Source organism: Tessaracoccus sp. O5.2, from assembly GCF_964266725.1.
Lineage (GTDB): Bacteria > Actinomycetota > Actinomycetes > Propionibacteriales > Propionibacteriaceae > Arachnia > Arachnia lapidicapta.
The window spans coordinates 36,916-62,272 of the sequence record NZ_CAXWGV010000008.1; the positions used below are offsets into that span (position 1 = coordinate 36,916).

The following is a 25,357-nucleotide window of genomic DNA, read 5'->3' on the forward strand; positions in this document are numbered from 1 at the left end:
CTACGACGCGAGAACCTCGTCCAGCATCACTTCCGCCTTGTCCTCCTCGATGCGCTCCGCGAGAGCGAGCTCCGCGACGAGGATGGAGCGGGCCTTCGCCAGCATCCGTTTCTCGCCCGCAGACAGCCCCTTGTCGCGGTCACGGCGCCACAGGTCGCGCACGACCTCCGACACCTTGATCACGTTGCCCGAGTGCAGCTTCTCCATGTTGGCCTTGAACCGGCGCGACCAGTTGGCCGGCTCCTCGGTGTGCTCCGCGCGCAGCACGGAGAACACGCGCTCCAAGCCGTCGGCATCGACGACGTCACGGACGCCCACGAGGTCGAGGTTGCTTGCCGGAACACTGATCTTCAGGTCGTTCTGTCCGATCACGCGGAGGACGAGGTACAGCCGGTCCTCGCCCTTGATGGTCTTGTTCTCGATGTCCTCGATGACAGCCGTCCCATGATTGGGGTACACCACCGTCTCACCGATCGAAAAAGTCATACCTTGCAACCCCTTTCGCTCCCCACAGTCTAGCAGGGCACCCTCTACCAGCCCAGAGCCGCCTGTTAATCCACCCCCCGGGCCCACGCGCGGAAGCTCCGTGGTAGAAGCGCCCCGGATCCGGTTAGGATGTGCCCTAGCCCAACGCCCCCACAGCCGGAGGACCCATGAGCAAGCCCCTGCGCCGCACCGCGGCGATCGTCGCCGCCGCCGCGCTCGCCGTCTCTCTCAGCGGCTGCACCGCCGGGCAGTGGCAGTACGAAGCGCCCCCGGCCGCCGGCGTGCAGAAGGACGACGGCGGCATCAAGCTGCGCAACATGCTCGTGGTCACCGACGGCGAGGGCACCGGCATGATCCTCGGCGCCATCGCGTCACGCGACGAGGCGGCCGAGGTCGTCGGGCTCGGGTACGCGGCCGAGAAGGAGGACGGCTCCTACGGCGAGCTCAACGCCGTCCCGTTCGAGGCCAGCATCGCGAAGGGCAAGACCGTGATCCTCGACGGCGCCGAGACGCGCTTCAACAGCTCGGAGCTGCTCGTGGGCCGGCTGGCCGAGGTCGCCGTCGTGCTGGAGGACGGGCGACGCATCTCGCTGCTCGCGCCCGTGATGTCGGCGGAGCACCCGGACTTCGCGGCTGCGTGGGATGAGGCGTCCGCCTGAGGGTCAGCCCTCGTACTTGTAGCCGAGTCCCCGCACGGTGATGAGCCGCTCGGGAGCCGAGGGGTCGCGCTCGATCTTGGCCCGGAGCCGCTTGATGTGGACGTCCAGGGTCTTGGTGTCGCCGACGTAGTCGCTGCCCCAGATCCGGTCGATGAGCTGTCCGCGGGTCATCACTCGGCCCGCGTTCCGCAGCAGCAGCTCCAGCAACTCGAACTCGCGCAGCGCGAACCGCACCTCCACGCCGTCGACGCTGACCTGGTGCCGTTCGACGTCGATGCGGACGCCGCCCACCTCGACGACGTCGGGCAGCAGCACCTGATCCTGGCCGCGGCGGAGGACGGCGCGGATGCGCGCCACCAGCTCGCGATGGCTGAACGGCTTGGTGACGTAGTCGTCGGCGCCGATCTCGAGGCCCACCACCTTGTCGACCTCGGAGTCCCGGGCCGTGACCATGACGATCGCCACGTTGCCGCGCGCCCGCAGCTGCCGGCACACCTCCACACCCGGGATGCCGGGCATCATGAGGTCGAGCAGGACCAGGTCCGCGCCGTTCCGGTCGTACTCGGCGAGCCCCTCCGCGCCGTCGGCGGCGGTGACGACGTCGAATCCCTCCTTGGCGAGCATGAAGCTCGTGGCGTCGCGGTATGAGTCCTCGTCCTCGATGATCAGGATGCGGGTCACCTGGTCTCCTCGTCGGTGTCGTGTGCTGGGCCGAGATACGCGGGGAGCCGCAGCGTGAACGTCGATCCCTGCCCCGGGCGGGACCATACCCGCACCGTGCCGCCGTGCGCGACGGCGATGTGGCGGACGATCGACAGGCCCAGGCCGGTGCCGCCGCTCTGCCGGGAGCGCCCGTAGTCGACGCGGTAGAAGCGCTCGAAGATGCGCTCCTGGTCTTCTGGCTTGATGCCGATCCCGTTGTCGGAGACCTTGATCTCCACGAACATGTCCCCGTCGGCCGTCACGGTCATGATGCTCAGCGTCACGCGGGCGCGTTCGTCGGAGTAGTTGATGGCGTTCTGCACGAGGTTGGTGACCGCGTCCGCGAGCTGCCACCGGTCCCCCATCACCCGCGCGTCGGCCGTGCGCGCCAGCATGAGGGTGACACCCCGCTGGTTGGCCCGCTCCTGCGACCTCGAGATGGCCTCGGTGACGACCTCGGCGACGTCCACGACGTCGTGGTTGAGCAGCGGGTCCGTCGACTGCAGCCGCGACAGGTCGATGATCTGATTGACCAGCTCGGCCAGGCGCGACGTCTCGAGCTGCATGCGGCGCACGAAGCGCTCGACGGCCTCCGGGTCATCCTTGGCGGCGTCGACGGCCTCCGCGAGCACCGAGATGGCGCCGATGGGCGTCTTCAGCTCGTGGGAGATGTTGGCGACGAAGTCACGCCGGACCGCCTCGACCCGCTTCTGCGAGGACTCGTCGTCCGCGATCACCAGGACGTTCCCGTCGACCATCGGGGTGATCCGGCTGGTCAGCTCCAGCTTGTCCTCGCCGGGGTGAAACTCCCGCAGCACGGGGCCGCGGTAGGGCTGCTGCGCCGCCCTCACCTCGCGCACCTTCTCGAGCAGGTCGGCGAACCCGACGCGGCTCCCGCGCGCCAGACCCAGGGCGACCCCGGGCTCGTTGACCACGAGGATCTCGTCATGCGGACCCACCAACAGGGCCCCCGACTGCAGCGTATGCAGCGCGTCGTGCAGCTCGCGCGACGCCTTGTCCGCCATCCGCTGCGCCTCCAGCCGGCGCCAGTCGTGCTTGCCACGCACGAGCGCGTAGACGAAGAGGCAGCACGCGAGGGCGACGCCGGCGCCGATGAGACCGGCGAGGGCTGGATGCATGCCGCCATCCTAGAACCCCACCGTCGACATTCACCCTGCCGCGCGCGCCACCGTCGGCAGCGACCCCAGACTTCACAGTGCGTTCACCGTCGGTTCACCCGCCCGATACGCCCCGCTAGCGGGCGTGGCTATGGTCGGCTAAGTCATGCCTCCGGGCTAGACTCGACCTCGACCCGAGCACAAGGAGAACGCGAGCATGCGTACCAGCTACCACGAGGAGCTCGACTCCATCCTCGACCGCCTAGTCCACATGGCTGAGCTCGTCGAGGTGGCGATCCGCGAAGGCGCGGAATCGCTGCTGACGGCCGACCTGACGCGCGCCGAGTCCGTCATCTCCAACGACGTGCAGCTCGACAAGATGCACGAGGAGATGGAGTACAAGTGCCTCTCGCTCCTCGCCCTGCAGGCCCCCGTCGCCGGCGAGCTCCGGATCATCGTCTCGGCGATCCGCGTGGTGTTCGAGCTCGCGCGGATGGGTGACCTGGCGGTCCACGTCGCCAAGATCGCGCGGCTGCGCTACCCGAGCCCGGCGGTGCCCACGCGCTTCGAGGAGAGCTTCCGCGAGATGGCCGCGATCGCCATCGAGATCGTGCGCCTCGCGCGCGTCTCACTGCAGGAACGCGACGCCAAGGGCGCCGAGCAGCTGGTGGCCATCGACGAGCGGATGGACCTCCTGCGCCGCGAGCAGTTCACCATGCTGCTGGGCGACAACTCGGACATCAGCATCGAGGGCGCGGTCGATGTCGCGCTGCTCGGGCGGTACTTCGAGCGCTTCGCCGACCACGCCGTCGCCGTGGGTCGCCGGGTCATCTACATCATCACCGGGCAGGTGCCCGAGGGTGAGGACTGGCCCAACGCCTGACACCTGTAGGGTGTGGCCCATGACCGCGAAGTTGATTCTGCTCCGCCACGGCGAGAGCGAGTGGAACGCCAAGAACCTGTTCACCGGCTGGGTGGACGTGGACATCAACGAGAAGGGCATCGCGGAGGGCAAGGCCGCCGCCGGGCTGCTGGCGAAGGAGGGTCTCCTCCCGGACATCCTGCACACCTCGTTGCTGCGCCGCGCCATCCACACGGCCTATCTCGCCCTCGACGGCTGCGACCGGCACTGGATCCCCGTCAAGCGCAACTGGCGGCTCAACGAGCGCCACTACGGCGCGCTGCAGGGCAAGGACAAGGCCCAGACCCTGGAGCAGTACGGCGAAGAGCAGTTCATGCTCTGGCGCCGCAGCTACGACACCCCGCCGCCGGCGATTGACGTCGACGACGAGTTCTCGCAGCACCACGATCCCCGCTACGCCGACATCCCTGAGGCTGACCGTCCCCGCACCGAGTGCCTCAAGGACGTCGTCGCGCGCCTGCTGCCGTACTGGGAGGCGCACATCGTGCCGGACCTGGCCGAGGGCAAGACGGTGCTGATCACCGCGCACGGTAACTCGCTGCGCGCGCTGGTCAAGCACCTCGACGGGATCTCCGACGACGCCATCGCCGGTCTGAACATCCCCACGGGCATCCCGCTGTACTACGAGCTCGACGAGGACTTCAAGCCGGTGACCCCCGGCGGTCGCTACCTCGATCCGGAGGCGGCTGCCGCGTCCATCGAGGCCGTCAAGAACCAGGGCAAACGCTGAGTCGTGGGGGCGCCGTACGGCGCCCCCCCCACCCCCACCCCCAACCCAGAACGCAATGACGGCCCCCCCCCCGGNGGGGGGGGGGGGGCCGCCCCCCCCCCCCCCCGCCTCCCCCTCCCGCTACGCTGAACGCTAGGACGGCACCCGCACGGGCTGCCGCCGGAGCGGAGGAGGACCGCGTGCCCCAGGACGATCCCACAGGGACCCCGGACGCCGACATCGACGCCGTCGGCCCCGTCGCCGACACCGAACGCCCGGCTGCCGAGCCAGACGCGTCGTCCCCGATGGTTGGCCTGCCGGCCCCGGATCCCGCGGAGCCCGTCGACCGGGCCGATGTCATCGGTGCAGGCGGCCGCTGGTTGGCGATGTGGGCCGGTCGGTTCATCCTCATCGCGCTGGCGCTGGCCGCGCTCGGCTGGACGTTCACGAAGTTCTGGGACGGCATCCTCCCCGTCGTCCTCGCCCTGCTGCTGACCTCCGTCCTGTGGCCGGCGACCGCCGCCATGAAACGGGCCGGCCTTCCCTACGCGCTCGGAGCCGCGCTGGCACTCCTGGGCGGTGTCAGCATCCTGGCCGGCCTCATCGCGATCATCGCACCCAGCGTCGCCTCCCAATGGCCGACGCTGTCCTCGCAGACAGTGCAGGGTGTGCGCCGCCTCCAGGAGTGGGCCGCCGGGCCGCCGCTGAACCTCCGCGACGAGCAGCTCGACGAATGGATCACCCAGGGGCTCGACTACCTGCAGTCGCGCAGCGGCGACATCCTCTCGCAGGCCCTCAGCTTCGGCGGCAGCGTCGGCAACGTCGTGCTGACCCTGCTGCTCATGCTCGTCCTGTCGTTCTTCTTCCTCAAGGACGGGGCCGGCTTCCTGCCCTGGACCCGACGCGTGGTCGGCCGCCGGGCCGGCTTCCACGCCACCGAGCTGCTGACCCGGCTGTGGGCCACCGTCTCCGGCTACATCCGCACGCAGGCGATCGTCAGCTTCGTCGACGCTGTCTTCATCGGCTTCGGCCTGGTGCTGCTGGGGGTTCCGCTGGCGTTCCCCCTGGCCATCATCACCTTCATGGCCGGTTTCATCCCCATGGTCGGCGCCGTGACCGCCGGTGCCGTGGCAGTCCTGGTCGCGATGGTCTCGAACGGCTTCACCACCGCCCTGCTCGTGCTGGGCCTCATCATCCTGGTGCAGCAGCTGGAGGGCAACGTCCTTCAGCCGATGCTGCAGTCCAGGGTGATGAAGCTGCACCCCGTCGTCGTCCTGCTCTCCGTACTCCTCGGTGGTGTGTGGTTCGGGATCATCGGCGCGTTCCTCGCGGTCCCCGTGGCCGCCGCGCTGGCGGTGGTCTTCCGTTACCTGGGCGACCTCATCGACCTGCGTACCGGGGAGCGGTCCGCGGACGAGATCGAGTGGGCCACCGCCGACGGCCGGGTCGTCGCGAGCGAGTCGGAGAAGGCGGCCCAGTTCTTCCGGGCGCTAGTGCGGCTCCGCGGCAGCCGGCAGGGCGCTGAGGGCGCGGCGGAGGACGCCGCGCTGAAGGCTCAGGGACACCTGACGGAAGCCTCGCCGTCGTGGCTGGACCGGATGCGGCGCCGTCGGCCCTAGCTCTCGCGATGGACCTTGTGTTGGGCGGCCTGCGCGCGCGGGCGGATGGTGAGGCGGTCGATGTTCACGTGCGCCGGGCGCGTCGCCATCCACACGATCGCGTCCGCGACGTCCTCGGCGGTCAGCGGGTCGGGCACCCCGCGGTAGACCGCGGCGGCCTTCTCCTCGTCGCCTTCGAAGCGGGTGAGGGCGAACTCGTCGGTGCGCACCATCCCCGGGCAGATCTCGGTGATACGCACGGGCTGGTCGTAGAGCTCCAGCCTCAGCGACTCTACGACGGCCCGCTCCGCCGCCTTTGCGGCGCAGTATCCGGCGCCGCCCTCGTAGCCGGAGTCGGCGGCCGTCGACGTCACGAACACCATGACCCCCCGGGCCTCGACGAGGGCAGGGAGCAGCGCCTTGGTGACCCGCGTCGTGCCGAGCAGGTTCGTCTGCACCATCGTCGACCACGCGTCGAGGTCCGCCTCCGCGACGGGTTCGAGACCGAGGGCGCCGCCCGCGTTGTTGACGAGGACGTCCAGCGAGCCTCCGACGGCGACGGCGAGGCGGGCCACGTCGTCGTCGCTGGTGATGTCGCACTCGATCGCTACGCCGTCGATCTCCTCGGCCAACGCCCTGATGCGGTCGGCGCGCCGCGCCGCGCAGATCACGCGATACCCCTGGGCGGCGAGGAGCTTGGCCGTCGCCGCGCCGATCCCGGAGCTCGCGCCGGTCACCACTGCTGTCGTCATGACAGCCACTCTAGGGGGCCGTCACGAGGCGTCGCGGAGGACTCCCCGCAACTCGTCCGCGGTGAGGACGATCGGGTTGCCCTTCATCGAGCTGGCCTTCATCGCGGCGGCGACGACCGCGCCGTGATCGGCCGGAGAGAGGCCCAGCTCCGCCAGCCCAGGCACGCGCAGGGCGTCGGCGAGGGCGCCGATCCACACGTCGAGGGCACGCCGGATCCCTTCGGGTGACCGGTCCGACAGGGGCTCGCCGGTGAGCGTCTCGGCCGCCACGGCGTACTTCCCGACGGCGGGGTTGTCCGGCTCCCGCTCCGCCATCGCCCGCAGGTTCGCCGACGTCACGGGCTGCAGGAGGGCTGCGCAGATCGCGCCGTGCGGAGCGCCGATCGTCCCGCCCAGCACGCCCGCCAGGCCGTGGACCGCGCCGAGCTTGGCGTTGGCCAGCGACAACCCGCCCATGAGCGAGCAGTAGGCCATGTCCGTGCGGGCCTCGAGGTCCTCCCCCTCGTCGACGGCCCGCGCGAGGCCCCTCGCGGCTGCGCGGAGGCCAGACGTCGCGAGGGCGTCGACCAGCGGGTTCGCCATCCGCGACGTCAGCGGTTCGAGGCACTGGGTGAGGGCGTCCATGCCCGACTGCGCCGTGACGAGGCGGGGGCAGGAGACGGTGAGGGCGGGGTCGACGAGCGCGACGGTCGCGAGCATCGACGGCCCACGCAGCGACACCTTCACCTTGTGCTCGTGGCTGGCGAGGACCGCATTGGCGGTGACCTCCGACCCCGTGCCCGACGTGGTGGGGAGCGCGATGAACGGCAGGGAGGCGCGCGGCAGCGGGTGGCCGGCGCCGATCACCTCGGCGTGGTCCATCGGGTCGGTGTCGCCGGCGGTCAGCGCCGCCACCGCCTTCGCGAGGTCCAGGACCGCCCCGCCTCCGATGCCGATGATGTGGTCCGCCCCGGCCTTCCTCGCGGCGGCGACGGCGGTGCGGGCATCGTCGAAGCTGGGCTCACCGGTGAGCGCGAAGGAGCCGACCTCCGAGATGTCGCGGAGCACCTCCGCGTGCCGGTGCCTGTTGCGGCCCGTGACGAGGAACGGGCGCTCCCCCAACCGTCGGGAGTGGTGGGGCAGCTCGGCCGACACCCCCACCCCGAACCGAATCGACGTGGCGGTGGCGAAGGTGAACTCGGTCATGGGTCCAGCTTGCCAAAGCGATCGGCCCTCCGTAGGCGGGAGCGTACGAAGGGCCGATCGCGTCGTGAGTCAGTCAGTCAACCAGCACGAATGACAGGCCCGCTCACACCTCGGCCGCGGCAGAGGCGTCGAGGTGCCAGTTCGACGGCGTGTCGTGCTGGGTGGGGCGGGAGGAATTGCGGGGGCGGGGACGGGGGATGCGAACGAGCCCCGGAGTGCGGCTGCACCCCGGGGCTCGTCGGATGAGTGACTGCGGTGGTCAGAGCTCGATGAGCGCCTGGCCACCCTGGACCGCGTCGCCAGGGGCGACGAGGATGGCCGAAACCGTGCCCGCCGCGGGGGCGGTGATCTCGGTCTCCATCTTCATGGCCTCGAGGATCAGCAGCACCTGCCCGGCCTCGATCTCGTCGCCCTCCTTGACCAGGATCCGCGCGACGGATCCGGCCAGCGGCGCGACGACGGCGTTCGAGCTGACGGCGGAGACGGACGCCTTCGTCGGGATCGGGTTCGCACCGGCGTTCACGCCGATGATGACCGGCCCCAGACCCTGGCGCTCCTCCTCCTCGACCTCGACGTCGATCTCGTACTCGGTCTCGTTGACGGTGACCTTGAGTTTCATATCAGTTCTCCTGTACTCAGCGGACGTGGGGGACGGACCGGTCGTGGACGCGGGCCCGCGACGCGGCGGCCCACCGGGTCTGCGATCCGTAGCGGATGGCGCGCACCTTGGCCTTGTGGCCGAAGTACGCCGCCACCGCGGCACCGATGGCCACGAGGTCGGCCTCCGGGATCGCCCGGCAGTCCTCCAGCGAGGCCACCCTGGCCTCGAGGACCGCGACCTGTTCCGTGAGCGCAGCGACGGCGTCGCGCAGTTCCTGCAGCGTGGTGTCTTCCATCGTGGTGCCGATCACGTCGGGCCGAGGCCGTGCTTCTTGGCGGGACGGATCTCGCGCTTGCCGATGAGCAGTTCGAGCGCCATGGCGATCTCGCGGCGGGTGTCGGCCGGGTCGATGATGTCGTCGACCAGGCCACGGCTCGCGGCCATGTACGGCGTTGAGAACGTCTCCCGGTACTCCTCCACCAGCTCGGCGCGGCGCGCGTTCTTGTCCTCAGCGGACTCGATCTCGCGACGGAACACGACGTTGGCCGCACCCTCCGCGCCCATGACCGCGATCTCCGCCGTCGGCCACGCGAACACCTTGTCAGCGCCCAGGTCCTTCGAGCACATCGCGAGGTATGCGCCGCCGTAGGCCTTGCGCAGCACCACGGTGATCTTCGGGACGGTCGCGGCGGAGTAGGCGTACAGCATCTTGGCGCCGTGGCGGATGATGCCGTTGTGCTCCTGGGCGACGCCGGGCAGGAAGCCGGGGACGTCGACGAGGTTGACCACCGGAATGTTGAAGGCGTTGCAGAACCGGATGAACTTCGATGCCTTGTCCGACGAGTCGATGTCGAGCACGCCCGACATGACGCTCGGCTGGTTCGCGATGATGCCGATGGTGCGGCCCACGATGCGCCCGAAGCCGATGACGATGTTCTTCGCCCAGCCGGCCTGCACCTCGAGGAAGTCGGCGTGGTCGACGATCTCCAGGATGACGTCGCGGACGTCGTAGCCCTTGCGGCCGTCGGCCGGCAGGATCTCGCGCAGCTTCGAGTTGGGCTCCACCACGTCGTCGGGATCGACGATCGGGGCGTCCTCCGTGTTGTTCTGCGGCAGGAAGCTCAACAGCTTCTTGGCGATGAGGATCGCCTGCTCGTCGTCGTCGGCCACGAAGTGCACGACGCCGGAGCGGGCCATGTGCGCGTCAGCGCCGCCCAGCTCGTCCTGCGAGACATCCTCACCGGTCACCTGCTTGATGACGCCGGGGCCCGTGATGAACATGTGGGCCTTGCGGGTCTGGATGATGAAGTCCGTCAGCGCCGGGGAGTACGCCGCGCCACCCGCGCAGGGGCCGGAGATGATCGAGATCTGCGGCACCGCGCCCGACAGCAGCACGTTGGCGTAGAAGACCTTGCCGTAGCCCGAGAGGGAGTCGATGCCCTCCTGGACGCGGGCGCCGCCCGAATCGTTGATGAAGACGAACGGGGTGCCGGTCGTCAGCGACGCCTTCAGGGTCTCGGTGACCTTGATGGAGTGCGCCTCACCCGCGGAGCCGCCCATGACGGTGAAGTCCTGGCTCGCGAGGTGGACCGGACGGCCCAGCACGTAGCCGGAGCCGGTGACCACGCCGTCGGCGGGCATGTCGGCCTTGTCCATCCCGAAGGTGGTGGTGCGGTTACGTCGGAAGGCGCCGGTCTCCTGGAAGGAGCCCTGGTCGACGAGGGCGGAGATCCGCTCCCGCGCCGTCAGCTTCCCCTTGTCGCGGTGCTTCTGCAGCTTGTCCTCGCCGCCACCGGCGTGGATGTGGGCGCGCTTCTCGGCGAGCTGCTCGAGGCGCTCGGCCATGGTGTGTTCCTTGGGCATCAGCTGGCTCCTCAGACTGGCTCGACGGCGACGTGGTGCTCGCGGCCGGCGAGCGTCACCTTGTACTTGATGGGACCCGTGATGCCCTGCTGCTTCGCACCGGAGGCCTGCTTCTCGGACTCCATCTGCTTCGGCGTCTTGGCGACGGACTTGGGGCCCTCGTCGCGGGTCTTGAAGAATGCGGGCGCCACACCCGGGAACATGGCGTTGGTCAGCACGTCCTCCTCGGAGCCGTCGAAGCCCTCGAGTGCCGAGGCCTGCTTGACGAGCTCGTCCCATTCGGGCTTGAGGTAGTCAGCCGGGCGGGCCGTGATGATGTCTTTCTTCGCCTGCTTCTGCGCCAGCTCGACGACCTCGGGGTTGCGCTCTCCGAGACACTCGCCGTAGTAGCCGAGCATGAGGTCGGCGAACTCGCCGGTCATGACCTTGTAGCGGCCCATGAGCACGTTGAAGACGGCCTGGGTGCCGACGATCTGCGACGACGGGGTGACCAGCGGCGGGTGGCCGGCGTCGGCCTTGACCCGCGGCACCTCCTCCATGACTTCGCGGATGCGGTCGCCCGCTCCCTGGGCGCGCAGCTGCGACTCCATGTTCGACAGCATGCCGCCGGGGATCTGCGAGGAGAAGATGTCGGTGTCGACCAGGGTGGCGGACTCGAACTCCTTGTACTTCGGCCGCACGGTGGCGAAGTGGTCGCGGATCTTGATCAGCCGGTCCATGTCGAGGTCCGTGGTGTACTCCGTGCCCTCGAGCATCGCGACGAGCGACTCGGTGGGGTTGTGGCCCGGGCCCAGCGACATCGACGAGATCGCCGCGTCGACGACGTCGGCGCCGGCCTCGATCGCCTTCATCAGCGAGACGAGCGTGACGCCGGTCGTCGAGTGGCAGTGCACGTTGATCTGGATGTCGCCGTAGGTCTCCTTGATACCGCGGACGATGTCGTACGCGGGCTGCGGCTGGAGCAGGGCGGCCATGTCCTTCAGCGCGATGGACTCGGCGCCCATGTCGATGAGCTGACCGGCGAGCTTGATGTAGCCCTCGACGGTGTGGACCGGGGAGATAGTGTAGCAGATGGTGCCCTGCGCGTGCTTGCCGACCTTCTTGACGGCGGCCATCGCGTGGGCCATGTTGCGGGGGTCGTTGAGGGCATCGAAGACACGGAAGACATCCATGCCGTTCTCGGCGGACTTCTCCACGAACTTCTCGACGACCATGTCCTCGTAGTGGCGGTAGCCCAGCAGGTTCTGCCCGCGCAGCAGCATCTGCAGCCGGGAGTTGGGCATGAGCTCGCGGAAGGTCCGCAGCCGCTTCCAGGGGTCCTCGTTGAGGAAGCGGATGCAGGAGTCGAACGTCGCACCGCCCCAGCACTCGACGGACCAGTACCCGGCCTGGTCGATGTCCTCACACGCAGCGACCATGTCCTCCATGGCCATGCGGGTAGCCAGCAAACTCTGATGCGCGTCCCGGAGAACAAGCTCCGTTACGCCGATCTTTCGCGCAGTCATGGAGCAATACAACCATGGGGCAGGGCCGCCCGAGACGGCACCCCCGAGATAATCGGTCCGACCAACCTCGGGTACCATGTCTCCCCTTGCTGCGACGCGTTTCACCCGCCTCGCGCCCCTGGGCCTGCACACTTTCTCGGCGCCTGCCGTCGGCACCGTCGCCTGCCTCCGGTCAATTCGCCTGCTCTCCGTCGCGGCGCGCCTGCCTCCCGTCGCGTCGCCTGCGCTCCAGGGCAGGCGAACGCGCCGGAGGCAGGCGCCCAGGTGCCACCGGCCGAGGGGACGCCACTGCGCTCCAGCGACCGCTGCGACAGATCGTGCCCGGGATCGTGCCGGTTGTGCAGCGCAACCATCGGCCGGTCCTCGACGTGGCGGACCACCAGGGCACGGCCGTGATCAACGAGTGCGACGAGGACGTCCCCTACACCAGGAGGCTGGAGTTCAAGCACTTCCATCCTGAGCGCACCCACCGCGACGGCACCGTCGTCGTGCGGGAGTCTTCGCGGTTCGCGGAGGGCCCGGACGAGCCGTACTACCCCGTTGCGACGCCGGAGGACAGGGCCAGGCTCGAGCGCTACCGCGAGGCAGCGGCCGAGGAGCCGCAGGTGCTGTTCGGCGGTCGGCTCGGCACCTACCAGTACCTGGACATGCACATGGCCATCGGCTCGGCACTCAACAGATTCAGCATCGTTCGCACCTGGTTCGAGCGATGACACAGAGACGGGGCCGCCATCAGGCGACCCCGTCCCGCTCAGAAGAAAGGCTGCGGTGCAGCGCTCGTCTCAGACGATGCACACCCCGCGTAGGCCTTCCTTGGCCTTACCTACGGTCTGATAACTGTCATCGATGCCCATAAATTGCCTCCCGGAGTGGTCTAGGAAATAGGACAGGTTCCACGGTACGCCCCCGGGCAAACCGGGGGGCGTTCCGCCGAACGAATGGTGCGCCGGTCAGCGCGAGATGTCCTCGACGATGTCGCCGGTGAGGCGGTCGCCAAGCGTGCGGGCGATGTCGGCCTGGGCGATGATCCCGACGACCCTGCCCTCCTCGACGACGGGGATGCGCCGGATCTGGTTCTCGGCGAGGATCCGTGCGACGTCCTTCGCGTCATGGTCGACGCCGACGGTCACCACGTCGGGGGTGGCGATCTCGGCGACGGTGGCGGACGCGGGGTCGAGGCCGACGGCGATGCCCTTGACGACGATGTCGCGGTCGGTCACGACGCCGACCAGCAGGTCTCCGTCGGTCACGGGCATGGAGCCGACGTCGTGCTGGCTGAGCTGTCGAGCGGCTTCGGCGAGGGTCGCGGTGGGTGCCAGGCATTCGGCCGGCGAGGTCATGAGATCGCGTGCTGTCTTCATGGCTCCTCCTTGCGGGTCACGGTCAGCCCTGGTGACTGGCCTACCTTGTCCGGTACCCGCTGTCGGGCCCTGCCAAACACCGTGTTGTCCGTTCGGACGTCGGTGTTGTCCGACCGCCGTCCGAGCCTGGTCGGGAGTGGCGCCGCACGGCAGGCTGCCTCCATGCATCCGCGGCAACCTCTCCCCCGCGCGCTGGGAGCTCTGGCGGAACGGCAGTCAGGCCTCCTCACCACGCGGCAGCTCCTCGACGGCGGACTCACGCGTGCGGTGATCGGCCGGATGGCCCGGCAGTGGGTCTCGCCGGCGGAAGGGCTGCACTTCCTCACCGAACCGTGCTGGCTGAGCGCCGCCTGGGCAGGTGTTCTGCGTGGCGGGGACGGGGCGGTCCTGGGCGAGGACGCTGCTGCCTATCTCCATGACGCTGTTCGTGATGCTCCATCTCACATCGCCGTCTGGACCCCTGCCCGGCGGGACCCTCTCGACCTGGGCCCGTGGGTGGTGCACTACCGGCGAGGTGTCCGAAGCGGGCGAGGGAGCCCTTCCCGGACTTCCGTCGAGACATCGCTGCTGGACCTCGCCCGAGTCAACTCTGAGGATGGGACCGTCGCCGCCGTCGCGCGAGCGCTGGCCCAGGGCAGGACGACGCCGGACAGACTTGTCACCGCCATGGACACCCGGCGCGCTACCCGGCACTCGACCGTGATCCGGGACCTGTGCCGCCAGGCCGGAAGCGGCATCGAGAGCGCGCTGGAATGGAGATTCCATCGGCAGGTCCTCGTTCCGCACAGGCTGCCCCACCCGACGAGGCAGGTTCGCTCCGTCGTGGGGCGGGCCGACTGCCTGTACGGCTGGGCGCGACTCGTCGTGGAACTCGACGGGATCCGCGACCATGTCGAGTGGTCCAAGGACATGGAGCGCGACAACGCCCGGCTGATTCTGGAGGGCGCCGTCACGCTGCGGTACGGGTGGCACGCGGTCACCGGCGACCCCTGCGGTGTTGCCGCACAGCTGGCGGATGCGTTGCGCCCACGCGGCTGGGATGGCGTGCTGAGAAGCTGTCGGCGTTGCGCGGGATGAGGTGGAGCGGCGGATCTGGTGGCGTAGTCGCGACCAGATCCGCCGGTCGGGACCGCGCCCCTGGCGACGACCGATTCGGCGGGCCTACGTCGTCGCCCCGCAGTCCCCCAGCATGTGGATGAACGACGGCGACGGGTTCGCGCCGCGGATCGCCGCGCTCGTGGACGAGCTCCTCGCCTCGAACCACAAGATCGACCCGCAGCGCGTGCACGTCCTGGGTTGCAGCAACGGTGGGTACATGTCGCTCAAGATGGCGGTCGAGTACCCGACGAAGTTCGCCTCGATCGCCCCCATCTGCCCCGGCGCGACGCCCAACTTCTTCACCGACGCCGAGCTGCAGAGCGTCAGCTCGACTCCCACGTGGCTCGTGCACTCGAAGGACGACACCGTCCTCCCGTGGGAGCCCAACACCGGCCGGGCGGCGGCGCTGATCGACGACGCCGCTGACCCGCTGGCGGTCGCGCCGGAGACGGTCGACCGGCGGATCTGGTGGCGTAGTCGCTACCAGATCCGCCGGTCGAGCACGTCACGGGCTCTGCCCCTCGGATCAGCTGCTGAGCATGACCTGGCCGCCGGTCACCGGGAGGGCCTGGCCGGTCTCGTACGCCTGCTCGACGATGTAGTACACCGCTCGCATGACGTCAGCTCCCGTGGTGCCGCGGCGCAGCGGCACCTTGGCCTCATAGAACTCGCGCACCTCGTCGACGGTCGTGGCGCCCGGCACCTTCCCGGAGCGCAGGTACTGCACGAACAGCCCCTTGTCCGGATCCGACCACAGGGGGCCGTCGTAGAAGTTGCCCGGGCAGATGGCGTTGACCTTCACCCCGTGCTCGACGAGTTCCAGCGCAAAGCTCTGCACCAGCCCGATGCCGCCGAACTTCGACCCGGCATAGGCGCCGTTCTTGTTCGAGCCCACCAGCCCCGACTTCGAGTTGATCTGGATGATGTCGCTCATCCAGCCCGGCGCCGCGGTGTGCTGGGCGGCCAGCAGCCGGCCCAGGTGCTTCGTCACGAGGAAGAACGCCGTGTAGTTGATGTCCGTGGTCAACGCGAACGCGGACAGCTCCTGCTCCAGCACTCCCCCGGCCCGGACGATGCCGGCGTTGGAGATGACGAGGTCGAGGCCGCCGGTGGTCGCCGCGATCTGCTCGGCCATGGCGGCGACAGAGGCCTCATCGGCGACGTTGACCGTGATCGCGGCGGCGCGGTCGCCCAGCTCCGCGGCCAGGGCCGCGGCGCCGTCGCCGTTGAGGTCGGCGATGTAGACGAACGCGCCGGAGTCGATCAGCCCGTGGACGATCTCCGCGCCGAAGCCCTGGGCACCGCCGGTGACGACGGCGACCTTGCCCGCGACGACGGCGGACCGCGACGCCGCGCTGCGGGCCTCGGCGGTGCGCGCACCGGGGAGCGGGGTGAGGTCGCCGAGGGTGCGGGCGGAGAACTCGTACGTCTGTCCGTCCACTTCGACCGCGACGGTCCCCGGGAGGGGGAGGTCGACGTCGGCCAGGGCCTGGGGCAGGTCTGCGATCGAGGAGACCTTCTTAGGCTTCGAGGCCGACTCCGTCGGCACCTCAGCCAGCGGGTCCAGCGTCGAGGCCGACTCCGTCGGCACCTCAGCCAGCGGGTCCAGCTTCGAGGCCGACTCCGTCGGCACCTCAGCCAGCGGGTCCAGCGTCGAGGCAGACTGCGTCGGCACCTCAGCCAGCGGGTCCAGCTTCGAGGCCGACTCCGTCGGCGCCTCAGCCAGCGGGGTCACCAGGACCGGGACCCCGTACCGGGCCAGGTAGGCGCCGCGCACGACCGGCGCGATCTCGACCAGGCTCATGCCGTCACCGTCCTCAGGTCGTCGGCCGCCGCAGCGACCGTCAGTCCACCCTGCACCAGTCCACGGCCGAGTCCGGCGTAGCGCGCGACCCGCTCGGCGAGCGGCAGCGACGCCAGCGGGGAGTCGCCCGAGAACAGCCCGAGGCCGCCGTCGACCTCGGCCAGCCGCTCGTGGGCCACCATCGCCCAGGTGGCGTCGTTGAGGTGGGCCAGCTCCGGCCGCTGCAGCTCGGGGCAGTTGAAGACCTGCCGCGGCGTGTTGATGTCCACGCCCGACACCTCCAACAGCCCGTGCTCCGTCGCCAGCGCCGCGACCCGTGCCATCTGCTCAGGGGTGTTGCGCGGCGGCATGTACGTGATCGCCGGGATCCCGATGCGACGCAGCTCCTCCACCAGGAGATCGAGGAAGTCGTCTTCGAACTTCTCGGCCTTCTTGTCCCCCGTGGGCGACGCGGTGACGTCGCCGAGGTACGCATAGGCCGGGATGGCGTCGACGGACGTCGCGAAGGCGGCGACCTCGGCCATCGTCGGGCACTCGGTCCGGTCCGGGACGATGTAGATCTGCCCGAGGAACTCGGCCTTCATGACGCCCAGCAGGTCGAACACCAGGTGCGGGTTGTCGGGGTCCGCGAGCTGGTCGCGGACCTTGCCGCCGAGGGAGAGCCCGAGCTCGGCCAGGCCGTCGACGAGCGACCGGCCCACCCCGAAGCGCTCGATGAGCTTCGACGCCATGGCCGCCAGCAGGTGCCGTTCGGTCACGGTGCCGCCCCGGAGGAACTGCGACCGCTCGACGATGTCCTCCTCGAGGTCGATCAGCGGCGCGCCGAGACGGCCGAGGATCTCGTTGGCCCGCTCCACCATGGCCCCGGTCCGCCTGAGGCGGGCCTCGCGCACCGGCACCAGGTACTCGGCCACCGCATCGCGCGAGCGCGCCGGGATGCCCTGCACTGTCATGTAGGCGATGCCGGCCGTGTCGGGGTTGTTGAGCTTGCGGTCATGCAGCGGCGCGCGGCCCGATGCCACCTCCTCCTCGCTGTACATGTAGACGCGGCACTCGAAGCCGGTGACCGCGCCCATCCCGAGGAGCCCGGCGGCCTCCGCCATCTCGGCGGCCGCGCCGGCGGAGTCGTGGTCCACCGATCCGACGACCTGCAGCCCCGCCTCGCGGGCCCGCAGCGCCGCCATCGCCGGCGCGTACGGGCTGAACGAGTAGATGGTGTGCACGTGGTTGTTCGACTCGGTCACGAACTCCGGGAACTCGGGCGCCCCCTCCAGATACCCCTTCAGCGCGTCGAGCCGCTCGCCGGGCGTGGCGAGGGGGTCGTTGATCGCATCGCGCGACACGTCACACCCCCTGACGCGACCGGCGCGCCAGCTCGGCGACGGTCTGGTTGGTGGTGGGGACGTGTCCGGCCAGCGGCAGGATCCGCTCGTGGATGGCGTCGACGAGCCATTCGGGCTGCGGGAAGAACTCCTTCTCGAGCTCGGCCGCCGGGGTGATCGCGTTGCGCGATCCCACGACCGTGACCGGCGCGTCCAGGTGGTCGAACGCCAGCGTCTGGATCTGCGAGGCCACGTTGTGCAGGAAGGACCCGCGGTCGACGGCGTCGGAGGTGAGCACGAGGCGGCCGGTCTTCTTGACCGACTCGACGATCGGGTCCAGGTTGAGCGGCGCGATGAAGCGCAGGTCGATGACCTCGGTCGAGATGCCGTACTTCTCCTGCAGCAGGTCCGCGGTCTCCATGACGCGGTAGAGCGTCGGGCCGATGACCGCGATCGTGATGTCGGTGCCCTCGCGGCGCACGACCGGTTCGCCCTCCGGCACCTCGTAGTAGCCCTCGGGCACGCCGTCGGCCTCGAACTGCTCGGCCACGTCGTAGAGGAGCTGGGACTCGAAGAACATCACCGGATCGGTCCCACGCAGCGCCAGGTTCATCATGCCCTTGGCGTCGTACGGGGTGGCCGGGTAGTACACCTTGAGCCCGGGCATGTGCGCCACGAGCGCCGACCAGTCCTGCGAGTGCTGCGCGCCGTACTTGGAGCCGACGGACACGCGCATGACCAGCGGCATCGTCAGCAGGCCCGCGGACATGGACTGCCACTTCGCGGCCTGGTTGAAGATCTCGTCCCCGGCGCGGCCGAGGAAGTCGCAGTACATGAGTTCGACAATCGCGCGGCCGCCGGAGAGGGCGTAGCCGACACCGGCGCCGATGATCGCGGCCTCGGAGATCGGCGAGTTGAACAGCCGGTGGTACGGCAGCAGCTCGGTGAGCCCGCGGTAGACGGCGAAGGCGCCGCCCCAGTCGCGGTTCTCCTCGCCCCAGCCGGCCATGGTCGGGTCGGTGGCGAAGCGGTGGGCCACGGCCTCGAAGATGGCGTCGCGGTAGGAGTACGCCTTGGCCTTGGAGACGGGCTTGCCGTTCTCGTCGGTGGCCTTGCGCACCTTGTTCTTCAGCGACTTCACGCGGGCGTTCTCGGCCAGCGGTTCGAGCAGCTGCGGCTCGCCGTCGGCCATGGCCTCGACGTTGCCGTTGGAGTACATGACGGTCTCGATGAAGTCCATCCCGACGCGGGGGCTGGACTCCTCGTCCTTGGTCGCGATGGCGATGATCTTGGTGAGGCGCTCGTCGAACGTCGCCTGGATGTCGTCGACCTCGCCCTGGCTGAGCACCTTGTTCTCGACGAGGTACGCGGCGTAGTTCTTGAGGCCGTCGTGGCTCTCCCACAGCTCGACCTCGTCGCGCGTGCGGTAGCTCGACGCGTCCGACGGCGAGTGGCCGGAGAACCGGTAGGTGATGGTGTCGGTGAGGACCGGGCCGCGGCCGGACTCGAGGATCTCGCGCTTGCGGGCGACGGCGTCGGCGACGGCCAGCGGGTTGAGGCCGTCGACGCGTTCGGCGTGCATGGCCTCCGGGTTCACCCCGGCGCCGACGCGGGCGAGGATGTCGTAGCCCATGGTCTCGCCGGAGGTCTGGCCGCCCATGCCGTAGAAGTTGTTGAAGAAGTTGAACCAGATCGGCGGGTTGCCCTCCACGCCGTGTGTCCACAGGGTGCGGTACTGGTCCATGGCCGAGAACATCATGGCCTCCCACACCGGGCCGCAGCCCATGGAGGCGTCGCCGATGTTGGCGATGACGATGCCGGGCTGCTGGTTGACCCGCTTGAACAGGGCGGAGCCGGTGGCGATGTCGGCCGAGCCGCCGACGATGGCGTTGTTCGGCATGGAGCCGAACGGCGCGAAGAAGGCGTGCATCGAGCCGCCCAGGCCCCGGTTGAAGCCGGCCTTCCGGGCAAAGGTCTCCGCGACGGTGCCGTAGAGGATGAAGTTCTCGGCCAGGTCGAGGAGACCGTCGTGCTCGACCTTCTCGGCGAACCCGAGGGTCTCGCCGTCGAGGAACTCGCGCATGATCTTCTCCAGCTCGGCGGGATCGAGCTTGCGCGCCGCGGAGTAGCACTTGGCGAGGATCTCGCCGTGGCTGCGGTGCGAGCCGAAGACGAAGTCGGTCGGGTCGAGCTGCGAGGCCTGGCCGACGACGGCCGACTCCTGCCCGATGGACAGGTGCGCGGGGCCGCGGTGGTTGTACTCGACGCCGTTCCAGGCTCCGGTGGTCTTGATCGAGTTGAGCATGGTCTCGAACTGACGCACCGCAATCATGTCGTGGAGGATGTCGATGAGACCCTGCTTGCCGTAGCGCTCGAGCTCGGCGGCGAAGTCCGGCCGGTACTGGTTGACCGGGATCTCCGGGGCGGTGATGGAGGACGCCGAACGGACGTTGCTCGGGTCGACGATGAGGTTGCGTGGCATGGAATGTGACTCCTGTTGTTCGTGTCTCGCTCAGGCCTTCGCAGCCCAAGCCGCCTCTCGGATGAGTTCGCTGACGGTGGGATGGGGGAAGACGACCTGGCGCAGGTCGGTGATGGTGAGTTCGGTCTCCAGGACGACGGAGGCGCCCCAGACCATCTCGGAGGCGTAACTGCCGACGACGTGCAGGCCGACGACCTGCAGGGTGTCGGCGTCGTAGACGAGCTTCGCGGCCCCGGGGGCCTTGACGCCGTTCTCGGCGACGAAGCGGCCCGACATCGCGCCGGGCACCGTGACGGTCTGGACGTTGCCGCCCTTCGCCCTGGCCTGCGCCTCGGTGAGTCCGATGCCCGCCGCCTCCGGGATGGAGTAGACGGCCCATGGGATGGTGCCCCAGCGCATGACCTCGCCGCGGCGGTGCGCCTCGGGGTCCAGGATGTTGGCGGCGGCCACCTCACCCATGCGGTACGCGGCGTGGGCCAGCAGGGAGCGGCCGGTGACGTCTCCGATGGCCCAGACGTTCGGGAGGTTGGTGCGCATGCGGTCATCGACCGCGACACCCTTGCCCGAGACCTCGAGGCCGCTGCTCTCGGCACCCCAGCCCTGCACGGCGGGGCGGCGGCCGACCGCCATGAGCACGACGTCGGCCTCCACCGCCTCGGCGGAGCCGTCTGCGGTGGTGTACTTCACGCTGCCACCGTCGATGGCGGTGACGGTGCACGACAGCTTGAAGGTCACGTTGCCGAGCGCCTTGCGCAGCATGGGTGCGAGTTCGGCGTCCATGAACGGGACGATCTCGGGCAGCATCTCCACGACGGTGACCTCAGACCCGAGCGTGGCGAACAGGCTCGCGAACTCCAGCCCGATCACGCCGCCGCCGATCACGGCCAGGCGCGGCGGGATCGCGTCGACGGCGAGCATGCCGGTGGAGTCCACCACGTGCGGATTGTCCTTCGCCCCGGGGATGGGGGGCATGACGGGGACGGAGCCGGTGGCGAGGATGACGTGGTCGCCGGTGTAACTCTCCGCTCGTTGAGCCGGACCGGAGCCGGAGGCGCCGTCCGCGTCGACACGGACGGTGACCCGTCCGGGCCCGTCGAACGTGCCGTACCCCTTCACGACGGTAACGCCGGCCTTCTTCTCCGCGAAGCCCACGCCCTTGACGAGGGTCGTGACGGTCTGGGCCTTCCACTTCTGCAGTTCGGTCCAGTCCACCGAGATGTCGGAGGTGTGGATGCCGAGGTTGCTGCCGTGCTTGGCGTGTTCGTAGGTCTTGGCCGCGTTCAGCAGGGCCTTCGTGGGGATGCAGCCCACGTTGAGGCAGGTGCCGCCCAGGGCGTCGGCCTCGACGAGGAGGACCTTCCTGCCCGCGTGGCCGAGTCGCTCCGCGGCGATGTAGCCGCCGGGGCCGCCGCCGAGGACGATGACGTCGTAGTCACTCATGGATGTGTCGGTTCCTCTCAGCCGAGAACGGTGATGTCGATGGCCTCGATGAAGCGCACGAGGTCCTGCAGGAAGCGGGCGGCGTCCGCACCGTCGATGACGCGGTGGTCCGCGGTGAGCGACAGCCCGATGCGCTGCTCGGCACCGACGGAGCCGTCGGCGTTGACCTTGACGCGCGGGAAGATGGCGTCGACGCCGAGGATGGCGGTCTGGGGCACGTTGAGCAGCGGGGTGAACGACTCGATGCCGAAGCCGCCAAGGTTCGACACCGTGAACGTCGCACCCGACAGCAGGTCCGGGTTGATCGAGCCCTGGATGGCCTCGTTCGCCAGCTGCTTGCTGACCGCGGAGAACTCCCGCAGGCTCATCAGCGACGCGTTGCGCACCGTCGGGACCAGCAGGCCGCGGGGGGTGTCGCATGCGAAGCCCAGGTGGACCCGCTCGAAGGTGGTGAGCACGCCGTCGGCCAAGTGCGCGTTGTGCGAGGGGTTCTGGGCGGCGGCGCGGACCGCGGCGTAGCCGACGAGGTCGCCGATGGTGACGCCGGTCATGCCGAGCGCAGGGTCCGAGCTCTTGAGCTTCTTGCGCAGGTCCAGCAGCCCCTGCGCGTTCGCGGTGGTGGTGTAGGTGAGCTGCGCGGACGTCGCCAGCGAGTTCATCATCCGCTCGGAGATGACCTTGCGGACGCCCTTCACCTGCGTGGCCTCCGAGGGGCCGGGGAAGTCGGCGTCGACGGCGGTGGCCGGGCGCGCGGCGGGCATCGTCGGGGCGACGGCCTCCGGAGCCGGGCCGGCGGTGAGGTCGGTCGTGGTGACGCGACCGCCGAGGCCGGTGCCCTGCGCGGCGGCGCCGTGCGCACCGGCCCGTGCGGCAGCGGGCGTGGCTGAAGTCAGCGCCTCCTTGACGTCGCGCTCGATGACGCGGCCGCCGGGGCCGGAGCCCTCCTCGACGGCGCCGAGGTCGAGCGAGTTCGCCGCGGCGAGGTTGCGGGCGCGGGGGCTGGCTGCGCCGGTGGCGGCGGCACGCTCGGCGGGTTGCGCGGCGACCTCGGGGGTGGCCGACGCCTCCGTGGGCTGAGGCGCGGGGGCTGCGTCGCCCTCACCGTCCTTGCCGGCCCAGCCGACGGCGTCGAGGGCGGGCTTCGGGTCCTCCCCGGCCGCGCCGACGACGAGGAGCGGCTCCTTGACGGGGACGTCGTCGCCCTCGTCCCACAGCAGCGCCAGCACGGTGCCGGCAGCGGTGGAGGGCACCTCCATGGAGGCTTTGTCGGTCTCGACCTCGCAGACGATGGCGTTCTCGGCGATCTCGTCGCCCACCTTCACCTGCCACGACACGATCAGGCACGACTCGACACTGTTGCCGAGCTGCGGCATGACTACGACGGTTGCCATTGGCTGTCCTTCTGGGTTGGGTCTTCGTTGTCAGACGACGAGCACCGTGGTGCGCTCGCGGAGTGCATCGGCGGCGCCCTCGGGGAGGCCGCGGTCGGTGATGATCCCGGCGATGTCCGGGAGGCGGAGGAACGTGACGAAGCCGGCCTGGCCGAACTTCGAGGAGTCGGCGAGCAGCCAGGTCTCCTCGGCCCGGCGGGCCATGCCGGAGGCCACCTGTCCGCCCTCGACGAAGCGGGTGGTGAGGCCGCGCTCGGGGGAGAACCCGTCGGTGCCCAGGAACGCGAGCCGGGTGTTGAAGTCTGTGATGGCGCGCTCGGCGAGCGGCCCGACGAACGACTCGGACTCCGCCCGGAACACGCCCCCGGTGAGGATGACTCCGAGGGCGGGGTTGCTGCGGGCGGCGCTGAACACGAGGGCCGAGTTGGTGACGATCTGGACGCCTGAGCGGCCCGCCAGGTGCTTGACGACCATCGCCGTGGTGGTGCCCGCCTCGATCATGATGGTGTCGTCGTCACGCACCAGCGCCGCGGCCGCGGCCGCGATGCGCTGCTTGGCGTCGACGTTGACCTTCTCGCGCTGGAGGATCGACTTCAGCGTCGTCGGACGGGCGCCGCCGCGGGTGCGCACGAGGAGCCCTCGCTGTTCCAGTGTGCGGAGGTCGCCGCGGATGGTGACCTCCGAGACGCCGAGGCGAGCCGCCAGCGACGAGACGGTCAGGGTCCCGTCGTCCGAGAGACGCGACATGATCTCCTGCTCGCGTTCCGCGCGCTCGACCGTCATTGGCGTCCCATCACTGTCGGTTCCGAAGTGGTTTCGATGTCACCACGCTAAACCCTTCGGATCAGCTTCGATACCCCCCAACAGGAAAGCTGAGCATTTGCCCACGGGATCGCCGCATTGACGCCCCGGCGGGCCGGGATGAGCGCGTACCCTGGCCGCAGGAGGCCGATCATGCCCAGTCGTCGCCAGGTCCTCACCGCCGCTAGTCTCAGCGCCCTCACCCTTGCCGTCGCGTCGTGCGCGCCGCCGCGGGCCGACGAGTTGCGGGGCACGCAGCCCCCCGAGGAGTTCCCGCTCGACACCGTGTCCGCACCGACCGCAGCCGCCGCCACCGAATCGTTGGCGTGGACCCTGCTGGCCGGCAAGACCGGCAACCGGGTGCTGGGGCCGAGCTCTCTGATATCCGCCCTCGTCATGCTCGGCGAGGGCGCCGCCGGAGCCAGCGCGGCATCACTGGACAGCACCGTCGGCCTGGCGGGGGACGAGCGGTCCGCGGCCGTCGCGGCGCTGCGACAGTCACTGGCGGGCTACGACTCGCTGCCGTCCAGCCTGGACAAGAAGGACCCGCCCGAGGACATCGTCGTGCATCAGGCGTCGCAGGTCGTCATCCTCGACGACGCCGTGGTCCGGCAGCAGTACCTGGACCGCCTCACGCGTTTCTACGACTCGGGCGTGGAGCGCGTGCCGAGGGACGACGCCAAGGCCAACCTCGACGCCTGGGCCCGCAAGCACACCGCGGGGCTGATCGAGAAGTCCGCCATCGAGATCACCCCGAACCTGCAGTTGGTGCTCCAGGACGCCGTCCTGTTCGCGGCTCGCTGGCGGACCCCCTTCTCGAGCCAGTGGCCGGTGCCGTTCACCCCGGCCGGCTCAGAACCCAAGGAGGTGCCGGGCATGACGGAGATCATCCCGGCCCGGTTCGCGGAGTCGGGGCGCTGGACCGCGGTCAGGCTCCCCTACGACGACACCCTCGCGATGGATGTCATCCTCCCGGGCCCCGGCATCACGCCCGCGGAGCTCGCCCCGGACGATCTCGTCGCCGTCTCCGCCGGGCTCGCGGAGGCCGCGGAGATCCTGGTCTCGGTGGTGATGCCCGAGTCGGACCAGAAACAGACGTGGGACCTGCTCGAGCCCGTGCGGGAGGCGGGAATCGACCTGTCGGATCTCAGCGGCATCATCGACGGCGGCACGCTCGGCCAGCTCGTGCAGCAGGTGACCCTGACCGTGAGCCCCAAGGGCACCGTGGGGGCGGTGCTGACGGAGGGCGCCGTCGGGACGGGGGCGCCGGCCTACGACGCGGAGATCCGCGTCGACCGGCCGTATGTCATGCGGGTGCTGGACACACGTACCCGGTGGCCCATCTTCCTCGCCGTCGTCGAGGACCCCGCCGCTCCAGCCGAGTAGCACCCCGGTCGCCGGCTGGGTGATCGGCCTCGGCCTCGGCCGCGGTTTGAGCCGGACACGGCTCTCGGCGAGTGCGTTTGAGCCTGGCTTCGGAGTCGCTGTGACTTGAACGATCACTAGGCGGGATTCGCGCGTCGAAAGCCGTGTCCGGCTCAACCAGCCTCATCGAGGG

General features: G+C 69.7%; 24 protein-coding genes and 1 pseudogene. 8 read left to right on the plus strand and 17 right to left on the minus strand.

All coding sequences use genetic code 11. From position 1 onward, the window contains the following. Positions 1-486 (minus strand): CarD family transcriptional regulator, encoded by a 486-nt coding sequence (locus tag ACFQPD_RS04880; protein WP_068751529.1) that lies wholly within the window; start codon positions 484-486, stop codon positions 1-3. Positions 487-653: 167 nt separating this feature from the next. On the opposite strand from ACFQPD_RS04880, the gene ACFQPD_RS04885 reads away from it, so the two are divergent. After that, positions 654-1,145, plus strand: a complete 492-nt coding sequence (locus ACFQPD_RS04885) for a hypothetical protein (protein WP_068751530.1) — start codon at positions 654-656, stop codon at positions 1,143-1,145. 3 nt (positions 1,146-1,148) lie between these two features. On the opposite strand, the gene ACFQPD_RS04890 is transcribed toward ACFQPD_RS04885, so the two are convergent. Continuing rightward, positions 1,149-1,826, minus strand: a complete 678-nt coding sequence (locus ACFQPD_RS04890) for a response regulator transcription factor (protein ID WP_068751531.1) — start codon at positions 1,824-1,826, stop codon at positions 1,149-1,151. Then, positions 1,823-2,986: a sensor histidine kinase gene (locus ACFQPD_RS04895; protein WP_385899005.1), complete on the minus strand. Its 1,164-nt coding sequence runs from the start codon at positions 2,984-2,986 to the stop codon at positions 1,823-1,825. Before ACFQPD_RS04895 ends, ACFQPD_RS04890 begins: the two co-directional genes overlap by 4 nt. Positions 2,987-3,182: 196 nt before the next feature. Between ACFQPD_RS04895 and phoU the strand changes: the two genes are divergently transcribed. From phoU to ACFQPD_RS04910, 3 genes are all read left to right on the plus strand, one after another. After that, complete coding sequence (phoU, locus tag ACFQPD_RS04900; protein WP_385899007.1) at positions 3,183-3,848, plus strand: phosphate signaling complex protein PhoU; 666 nt, start codon at positions 3,183-3,185, stop codon at positions 3,846-3,848. Positions 3,849-3,867: 19 nt separating this feature from the next. After that, complete coding sequence (locus tag ACFQPD_RS04905) at positions 3,868-4,617, plus strand: phosphoglyceromutase (protein ID WP_068751533.1); 750 nt, start codon at positions 3,868-3,870, stop codon at positions 4,615-4,617. A 179-nt stretch (positions 4,618-4,796) separates the two neighbouring features. Continuing rightward, the gene (locus ACFQPD_RS04910; protein WP_385899010.1) at positions 4,797-6,215 is read left to right on the plus strand and encodes an AI-2E family transporter; all 1,419 of its coding nucleotides are present in this window, start codon (positions 4,797-4,799) and stop codon (positions 6,213-6,215) included. Here the strand turns inward: ACFQPD_RS04910 and ACFQPD_RS04915 are convergent. The 6 genes from ACFQPD_RS04915 to ACFQPD_RS04940 form a co-directional block, all read right to left on the minus strand. Then, positions 6,212-6,946, minus strand: a complete 735-nt coding sequence (locus ACFQPD_RS04915; RefSeq protein WP_385899012.1) for an SDR family oxidoreductase — start codon at positions 6,944-6,946, stop codon at positions 6,212-6,214. The two genes, ACFQPD_RS04910 and ACFQPD_RS04915, sit on opposite strands and share 4 nt — an antisense overlap. A gap of 21 nt (positions 6,947-6,967) precedes the next feature. Then, a complete protein-coding gene (locus tag ACFQPD_RS04920) occupies positions 6,968-8,131 on the minus strand; it encodes an iron-containing alcohol dehydrogenase (protein ID WP_385899015.1) in 1,164 nt (387 codons plus the stop codon). A gap of 259 nt (positions 8,132-8,390) precedes the next feature. Further along, positions 8,391-8,750, minus strand: a complete 360-nt coding sequence (locus ACFQPD_RS04925) for a biotin/lipoyl-containing protein (RefSeq protein WP_385899018.1) — start codon at positions 8,748-8,750, stop codon at positions 8,391-8,393. A gap of 16 nt (positions 8,751-8,766) precedes the next feature. Continuing rightward, complete coding sequence (locus ACFQPD_RS04930; RefSeq protein ID WP_068751747.1) at positions 8,767-9,027, minus strand: hypothetical protein; 261 nt, start codon at positions 9,025-9,027, stop codon at positions 8,767-8,769. Between the two features lie 11 nt (positions 9,028-9,038). Beyond that, on the minus strand, positions 9,039-10,595 hold the full coding sequence (locus ACFQPD_RS04935; protein WP_385899020.1) for an acyl-CoA carboxylase subunit beta: 1,557 nt from the start codon (positions 10,593-10,595) through the stop codon (positions 9,039-9,041). 11 nt (positions 10,596-10,606) lie between these two features. Further along, complete coding sequence (locus ACFQPD_RS04940) at positions 10,607-12,100, minus strand: methylmalonyl-CoA carboxytransferase subunit 5S (RefSeq protein ID WP_385899023.1); 1,494 nt, start codon at positions 12,098-12,100, stop codon at positions 10,607-10,609. A gap of 338 nt (positions 12,101-12,438) precedes the next feature. Between ACFQPD_RS04940 and ACFQPD_RS04945 the strand changes: the two genes are divergently transcribed. Next, positions 12,439-12,813: a UDP-galactopyranose mutase gene (locus ACFQPD_RS04945; RefSeq protein WP_385899025.1), complete on the plus strand. Its 375-nt coding sequence runs from the start codon at positions 12,439-12,441 to the stop codon at positions 12,811-12,813. Positions 12,814-13,050: 237 nt separating this feature from the next. On the opposite strand, the gene ACFQPD_RS04950 is transcribed toward ACFQPD_RS04945, so the two are convergent. Together ACFQPD_RS04950 and ACFQPD_RS04955 are read right to left on the minus strand one after the other, a co-directional pair. Beyond that, positions 13,051-13,461: a CBS domain-containing protein gene (locus ACFQPD_RS04950; RefSeq protein WP_385899028.1), complete on the minus strand. Its 411-nt coding sequence runs from the start codon at positions 13,459-13,461 to the stop codon at positions 13,051-13,053. A 216-nt stretch (positions 13,462-13,677) separates the two neighbouring features. After that, positions 13,678-13,878 (minus strand): hypothetical protein, encoded by a 201-nt coding sequence (locus ACFQPD_RS04955; RefSeq protein WP_385899031.1) that lies wholly within the window; start codon positions 13,876-13,878, stop codon positions 13,678-13,680. A gap of 249 nt (positions 13,879-14,127) precedes the next feature. On the opposite strand from ACFQPD_RS04955, the gene ACFQPD_RS04960 reads away from it, so the two are divergent. Then, positions 14,128-14,538, plus strand: a complete 411-nt coding sequence (locus tag ACFQPD_RS04960; protein ID WP_353081706.1) for a hypothetical protein — start codon at positions 14,128-14,130, stop codon at positions 14,536-14,538. A 118-nt stretch (positions 14,539-14,656) separates the two neighbouring features. Next, positions 14,657-14,881 (plus strand): annotated as a pseudogene (locus ACFQPD_RS04965) (prolyl oligopeptidase family serine peptidase); the annotation flags it as partial. Positions 14,882-15,085: 204 nt separating this feature from the next. Here the strand turns inward: ACFQPD_RS04965 and ACFQPD_RS04970 are convergent. Genes ACFQPD_RS04970 through ACFQPD_RS04995 form a run of 6 tightly spaced genes read right to left on the minus strand, consistent with a single transcriptional unit; the run spans position 15,086 to position 23,781 of the window. Continuing rightward, positions 15,086-16,363 (minus strand): SDR family NAD(P)-dependent oxidoreductase, encoded by a 1,278-nt coding sequence (locus ACFQPD_RS04970; protein WP_385899034.1) that lies wholly within the window; start codon positions 16,361-16,363, stop codon positions 15,086-15,088. After that, the gene (locus ACFQPD_RS04975) at positions 16,360-17,706 is read right to left on the minus strand and encodes a PHP domain-containing protein (RefSeq protein WP_385899037.1); all 1,347 of its coding nucleotides are present in this window, start codon (positions 17,704-17,706) and stop codon (positions 16,360-16,362) included. The genes ACFQPD_RS04970 and ACFQPD_RS04975 overlap by 4 nt, the downstream gene beginning before the upstream one ends. A gap of 1 nt (position 17,707) precedes the next feature. Beyond that, a complete protein-coding gene (locus ACFQPD_RS04980; RefSeq protein ID WP_385899038.1) occupies positions 17,708-20,167 on the minus strand; it encodes a thiamine pyrophosphate-dependent enzyme in 2,460 nt (819 codons plus the stop codon). 30 nt (positions 20,168-20,197) lie between these two features. Beyond that, the gene (lpdA, locus tag ACFQPD_RS04985; protein ID WP_385899041.1) at positions 20,198-21,607 is read right to left on the minus strand and encodes a dihydrolipoyl dehydrogenase; all 1,410 of its coding nucleotides are present in this window, start codon (positions 21,605-21,607) and stop codon (positions 20,198-20,200) included. Positions 21,608-21,624: 17 nt separating this feature from the next. After that, a complete protein-coding gene (locus tag ACFQPD_RS04990) occupies positions 21,625-22,998 on the minus strand; it encodes a dihydrolipoamide acetyltransferase family protein (protein ID WP_385899044.1) in 1,374 nt (457 codons plus the stop codon). Between the two features lie 30 nt (positions 22,999-23,028). Then, positions 23,029-23,781 (minus strand): DeoR/GlpR family DNA-binding transcription regulator, encoded by a 753-nt coding sequence (locus ACFQPD_RS04995; RefSeq protein ID WP_385899046.1) that lies wholly within the window; start codon positions 23,779-23,781, stop codon positions 23,029-23,031. 171 nt (positions 23,782-23,952) lie between these two features. Between ACFQPD_RS04995 and ACFQPD_RS05000 the strand changes: the two genes are divergently transcribed. Next, the gene (locus ACFQPD_RS05000) at positions 23,953-25,185 is read left to right on the plus strand and encodes a serpin family protein (RefSeq protein WP_385899049.1); all 1,233 of its coding nucleotides are present in this window, start codon (positions 23,953-23,955) and stop codon (positions 25,183-25,185) included. Positions 25,186-25,357: the final 172 nt, after the last annotated feature.